Here is a 5,041-nt window from a genome sequence, read left to right as displayed (position 1 = left end):
AGCTCGCAACCAAGGCCATGCACCCACCGGAACCGAGAGACAACAACCCTAACTGTTCGGGTTGCAGAAGGGATGGTGCCCTAGTGAGCATCTCGCAGAACCCCGCAACCACACCCTCGCCCTGGTCCGGGACCGTGCCGGTGGACGACACCGCCCTCGCGGTGACCGACACCGGTGGCCCCGGCATTCCCGTCCTCTACCTCAACGGCTCCTACGCCGACAGCCGCCCCTGGCGTCCGGTGATCGCCGAACTCGCAGACGGTTTCCGCCACATCACCTTCGACGAACGCGCCAGGGGCAAGTCGGGGCGGTCGGCCGACTACTCCTTCGCCGCCTGCCTGCGCGACATCGACGCCGTCCTCGACGCGACCGGCGTGCGGCGTCCGCTGCTGGCGGGCTGGTCCTACGGGGCGCTGCTGGCCGTGCACTGGGCCGACCGCAACCCGGACCGCGTGGCCGGCGTCGTGTCGGTGGACGGCGCCATGCCCTACGGCCTGACCGGCGAGGAGGGCGAGGAGCGGATCAGGAAGCTGTTCCACCGCATGCGCCCGTTGCTGCCGCTGGCCCGCCCGCTCGGCCTGGCGGCGAGGATGAGCGCCGCCGAGCACGCCGAGATCAACATCGAGGCCAACCGGCTGCACGCCGATCTCGCCCCGGTCCTCGAGCGCGCGTCCTATCCGGTGCGCTGGATCTTGGCGACCGGCTCGAATCTCGGTGGCGGCGCCGAGGAGATGGAGGCGGTGCGCGCCTCGCTGGACCCGGTGCTGGCGGCCAACCCGAACCTGCGGGGGGCGGCCAAGGTGCCGAGCAATCATTCGCACCTGCTGCGCAAGGATTTCCGCGCCGTCGCCGACGCGGTGCGCGAACTGGCGCCGCGCGCCGACTCGCGGGCACGCTAGAACGATGATCGAGGGCGTCACCATCGGCCGGGCGGCGGCATTCGCCGGCGTCACCGTGAAAACGGTGCGGCACTACCACAAGCAGGGGCTGATCGCGGAGCCGCCGCGCGACGGCTCCGGCTACCGTCGCTACCGTTCGGCGGACCTGTTCCGGCTCGTGCAGGTCCGCACCCTGGCCGCCGCCGGCGTGCCGCTGGCCGAGATCGGCCCGCTGCTCGACGCCGACCCCGCCGACTTCGCCGCCGCGCTGGTCGACGTGGAGCGTCAGCTCACCGAACGCATCGCCGAACTGACCGCCCGGCGCGCCACCCTGCGCAGGCTCGCCCAGGGCGACCGGGCGCTGCTGCCCGAACGCGCGCTCACCCTGCTAGAGCGCATGCGCGAGCTCGGCTTCACCCCTGAGCACGTGGCGGCCTCCAGGGAGGGGATGGTGCTGGCCAAGGCGCTCGTCCCGGACGGCTTCGACGACTACCTGACGAATGTCGAACTCGCGTTGGAGGACACCCGCTTCGTCGAGCTGAATCGGCAGGTCCTGGCAGCCGCCGCAGGCGACCCGCGCGACCCCGGCCTCGTCGAGCTGGCCGACCGGCTGGCCGACTGCTATCTCGCCAACCCCGCGCTGCTGAGGATCGTGACCGCCTTTCGCGCACCCACCGAGACCGGCACCCGCTACCGGCTCATCCGCGACTACGCCGAGCAGCCCGATTCGGCCACCGCCCGGCTCACCGCCCTGCTGGAGGCACGGCTGCGCGCCGCGGGAATCGACATCCCCGGCCGCGACTCGCCGTGAGCGGCAGCCAGGAGGAGCGTGGTCGGCGCGTCAGGGACAGGCCGTCCCCGCACAGTTCGCCAGCTCGTTCAGCCGCCGATCCAACTGGTCGACCAGGCCCTCGTGTGCCGCACGGCCTTCGGGAGTCTTGATCAGATTGGTCAGCTGGTAGGGGTCGGTGTGCAGGTCGTAGAGTTCGTACTCACGCTCGTCGAGCGGCCGCTCCCGCTCGTACCAGCGCACATAGAGGTGCCGCTCCGTGCGGATGCCCACCCAGGACGGCATGTCCAGCACGTACTGCAACGGTGTCTCGGTGCCGGGAACCTGTTCCTGGGCGATGCCGAAGCGTCCGCCGTAGCCCGCGCCGCCGTACTCGGCCACGAAATCGGAGCGCCAGCCCGCGGTGTCGCCGCGCAGCACCGGCGTCAGCGATCGGCCGTCCATCGGATCGGGCGCCGCGACCCCGGCCCATTCGAGGATCGTCGGGGCGAGATCGATCGACAGCGCCATGGCCTCGGTGCGCCCGGCGGCGATGCCGGGACCGGCGACGGCCAGCGGCACCCGCATGGACTCCTCGTAGGGCGCCATCTTCTGGGTGAGCCGGTGCGCGCCCAGGCTGTAGCCGTTGTCGGAGGTGAAGATCAGGTAGGTGTGGTCGAGTTCGCCGGTGTCGGCGAGGGTGGCCACGATCCCGGCCACCATCTCGTCGAGAGCTTTGAGCGAGCCGATCCGGTTGGTGTAGTCGACGTCGTTGGTGGCCTCGATGGTCGCCGCACGCGGGCCTGCGGTGTCGATCAGCCAGGTCGGCTTGTCGGAGACGTCGGCCTCCTGGAAGTTCGGTGAGCGCGGGGCGGCGGTCGGCGGGGTCTCGGCGATGTGCCTCGGCGCGGGCGGGATGGGGAAGTGCGGCGCGGTCGGAGCGGCGTACCAGAAGAACGGCTGCCCCGACGCCGAGGCCTCGGCGATGAACCGCCGCGACTTCTCCGCCAGCACGTCGGTGGCGTAATCCCGCGGCGCCACACCGTACTTCACCATCCGGCCGTTGTCGTTGAGGGTGTAGTTGTTACCGGCGTACAGGAAGTTGTCGACACCGGCGTTCCAGTCGTCCCAGCCGGGCGGGATGTGGCCGGGATCGTCCTCCAGTCCGTTGAGGTACTTGCCCGCCATCCCCGTGCGATATCCGCTGTCGTGCAGCGCCTTCACGAAGGTGCGCGACTCGTTGCCGTTGGCGCGGAAGGCCTCGAAGCCGCCCACCGGACCCGCGTTGGTCAGCACGCCGGTGTTGTGGCCGTAGTCGCCGGTGAGCAGGGAAGCGCGCGCCGCGCAGCAGATCGGCAGCGGCGCGAACCCCTCGGTGAACTCGACTCCGCGATCACGGATCAGCTCGGCGGTGCGCGGCAGCGCCTGCCACACCGGAGTGGTCATCGCGTCCAGATCATCGGCCAGGATCAGCACCACGTTCGGACGTGGATCCTGCTGCGCCGCCGCGCTCGACACGCACATCGTCGCCGCGCACAGGGCAGCCAGCGACACCGTCAGCGCCCGTCGCGCCTTCCGCACGATGAACATCCAGGAACTCCTCGGCTTCCCGGCCGCCTCCGGCGAACCGGCTCGGACTTCGACGCACGTTCGGCGTAGAGCTTAGAGTCCGGGCGCGCGAGAGCCGCGACGGCGCGACGGCGTGCCGTGAGGCCGGTGACCGGGGTGCTCAGCCCTGCCGCCAGCTGAGCGGGCCAGGCAGGTCGACGCTGTTCTTCTTGGTGCGGGAGTTCCACGACCAGCGGCCGATCTTGATGCTCCACGACGACAGGCCCTGCTGGGTGAAATTCAGTTTCAGCGGCCCGAAAGAACGGCGCTGACGGTAACGGATGGGCATGGTGGTACCTCCCGGAGAACTGGACGCGAGCCCGAATCCCTTATGAGCTAACCGTTTCGGCGCGTTTCAATCCGCGCGCCCGGCCTGATCGTGCTGTTGTCCGTGCCCGGGCCTGCGCGGGCCGAGCGCCGCCGGGGAACCGGTGCACCAGGCCGAGCAGATGCAGACGATGCCCATCCGGCTCGGCGTCACCCCGGTGGCGGTGGTGCTCCGGCTGCTCGTCTGCGCGCTGCTCCCAGCCGCACGGCATCCGCGAGCTCGCCCGGACCAGCGGACGGCCGTGCGCGAGGCGCAGTCGCTGCGCGGTGACTGAGGTGCCCGTCACGGCCTGTTTGCACCGGTCGCGCCGTTTGACCGCGGGGTCGCCGGGTAGGCACCCGATGGGTCGCGGACGCCTCCAGGAGCGGGGGCGCCGGACCGTTCGACGCGTAGGCCGCGGCGGCAGCACATCCGCGCGAGCCAGGCGCTGAACAGAGGAGTGTGTCGTGCACACCATCGACGAAGTCAAACAGAATGTCACCGGTCTGGTGGGAAGAGTCGTCGGCGCGAACGGCCGGCGGTCCAGCGTGCAGTCGGTGACCATCGCCGCGCCGCGGGCCCGGGTCGAACAGTGCTGGCGTGATCCGGTGCGCATGTCGCGTGTGCTCGGCGATCTCGGCGACGTCAGGGCCGTCGCCGACCGCGTCGACAGGGCGTTCCGCCGTGGCGACGAGGGCGTCGTCTTGCGGACCACCTACGTCACCGAGCCGGACGGCATGGGCTATCGCGGCCAACTGGCGGGCGCCGACGCTGAACTGCGCGTCCGATTCGCCCCCGCCCCCGGTCACCTCGGCACCGAGGTGACCGTGTGGACCAGGTCCGCGCTACCCGGCCCGCTGACCGGCGCCGCGGTGTACAAGCTGCTCTACCGGATGCGCGCGCTGTTGCAGACCGGTGAGCTGCCCACCCTCGTGCACAACCCGAGTGCCCGCTCCGGCGCGCGCTGACCAGGAGGAAACCATGCGCGCACTGTGCTGGAACGGCGTGAACGACCTGTCGGTGGAGACCGTCGACGACCCGAAACTGCTCAATCCCCACGACGTGATCGTCGCGGTCACCCTGACCACCACCTGCGGCTCGGATCTGCATTTCATCGACGGCTACCTGCCCGGCATGCGGGAGGGTGACGTCTTCGGCCACGAGTTCACCGGCGAGATCGTGCACATCGGGCCCGAGGTGCGGCAGCGGAAGGTGGGGGAGCGGGTGACGGTCCCGTCCTTCATCGGCTGCGGCACCTGCTTCTACTGCACCCACGACATGTATTCGCTGTGCGACACCACCAACCCCAACCCCGAACTGCAACAACCGTTGTTCGGCTATCCGACCGGCGGCATCTACGGCTACACCCATCCCTTCGGCGGCTACCAGGGTTCCCACGCCCAGTACGTGCGAGTGCCCTTCGGTGACGTCAACTGCTTCCCCGTGCCCGAGGGCATCACCGACGAGCAGGCTCTGTTC

At 70.2% G+C, this 5,041-nt stretch carries 7 protein-coding genes; 5 read left to right on the top strand and 2 right to left on the bottom strand.

Features of this window, described 5'->3' with window-relative positions; genetic code table 11:
- The first annotated feature begins 83 nt into the window (after positions 1 to 83).
- Both QH283_RS22570 and QH283_RS22565 read left to right on the top strand, forming a co-directional pair.
- A complete protein-coding gene (locus QH283_RS22570; RefSeq protein WP_324248270.1) occupies positions 84 to 899 on the top strand; it encodes an alpha/beta fold hydrolase in 816 nt (271 codons plus the stop codon).
- Positions 900 to 903: 4 nt separating this feature from the next.
- Positions 904 to 1,689: a MerR family transcriptional regulator gene (locus QH283_RS22565; protein WP_280504959.1), complete on the top strand. Its 786-nt coding sequence runs from the start codon at positions 904 to 906 to the stop codon at positions 1,687 to 1,689.
- Positions 1,690 to 1,719: 30 nt separating this feature from the next.
- Here the strand turns inward: QH283_RS22565 and QH283_RS22560 are convergent, their stop codons facing one another.
- Positions 1,720 to 3,237 carry a sulfatase-like hydrolase/transferase gene (locus QH283_RS22560; protein WP_280504958.1) on the bottom strand — a complete coding sequence of 506 codons (1,518 nt, stop codon included), beginning with the start codon at positions 3,235 to 3,237 and terminating at the stop codon, positions 1,720 to 1,722.
- A 139-nt stretch (positions 3,238 to 3,376) separates the two neighbouring features.
- A complete protein-coding gene (locus QH283_RS22555; protein ID WP_280504957.1) occupies positions 3,377 to 3,544 on the bottom strand; it encodes a DUF4236 domain-containing protein in 168 nt (55 codons plus the stop codon).
- Positions 3,545 to 3,704: 160 nt separating this feature from the next.
- Here QH283_RS22555 and QH283_RS22550 point away from each other — a divergent pair, with 160 nt between their 5' ends.
- From QH283_RS22550 to QH283_RS22540, 3 genes are all read left to right on the top strand, one after another.
- A complete protein-coding gene (locus QH283_RS22550) occupies positions 3,705 to 3,857 on the top strand; it encodes a hypothetical protein (protein ID WP_280504956.1) in 153 nt (50 codons plus the stop codon).
- 172 nt (positions 3,858 to 4,029) lie between these two features.
- Complete coding sequence (locus QH283_RS22545) at positions 4,030 to 4,530, top strand: hypothetical protein (RefSeq protein WP_280504955.1); 501 nt, start codon at positions 4,030 to 4,032, stop codon at positions 4,528 to 4,530.
- Between the two features lie 13 nt (positions 4,531 to 4,543).
- The coding region (locus tag QH283_RS22540) for an alcohol dehydrogenase catalytic domain-containing protein (RefSeq protein WP_280504954.1) at positions 4,544 to 5,041 on the top strand (498 nt) is incomplete at its 3' end.

Source organism: Nocardia farcinica, from assembly GCF_029867845.1.
In the GTDB taxonomy this organism is placed as follows: Bacteria; Actinomycetota; Actinomycetes; order Mycobacteriales; family Mycobacteriaceae; genus Nocardia; species Nocardia farcinica_A.
Note: the sequence above shows the minus strand (reverse complement) of the source record. Positions and strands in the feature narration are given on the sequence as shown.

Bases quoted from the DNA above. Each gene is read 5' to 3' on its own strand.
- QH283_RS22565 (WP_280504959.1), top strand. From the start codon at position 904: ATGATCGAGGGCGTCACCATCGGCCGGGCGGCGGCATTCGCCGGCGTC.
- QH283_RS22560 (WP_280504958.1), bottom strand. From the start codon at position 3,237: ATGTTCATCGTGCGGAAGGCGCGACGGGCGCTGACGGTGTCGCTGGCT.
- QH283_RS22555 (WP_280504957.1), bottom strand. From the start codon at position 3,544: ATGCCCATCCGTTACCGTCAGCGCCGTTCTTTCGGGCCGCTGAAACTG.
- QH283_RS22550 (WP_280504956.1), top strand. From the start codon at position 3,705: ATGCAGACGATGCCCATCCGGCTCGGCGTCACCCCGGTGGCGGTGGTG.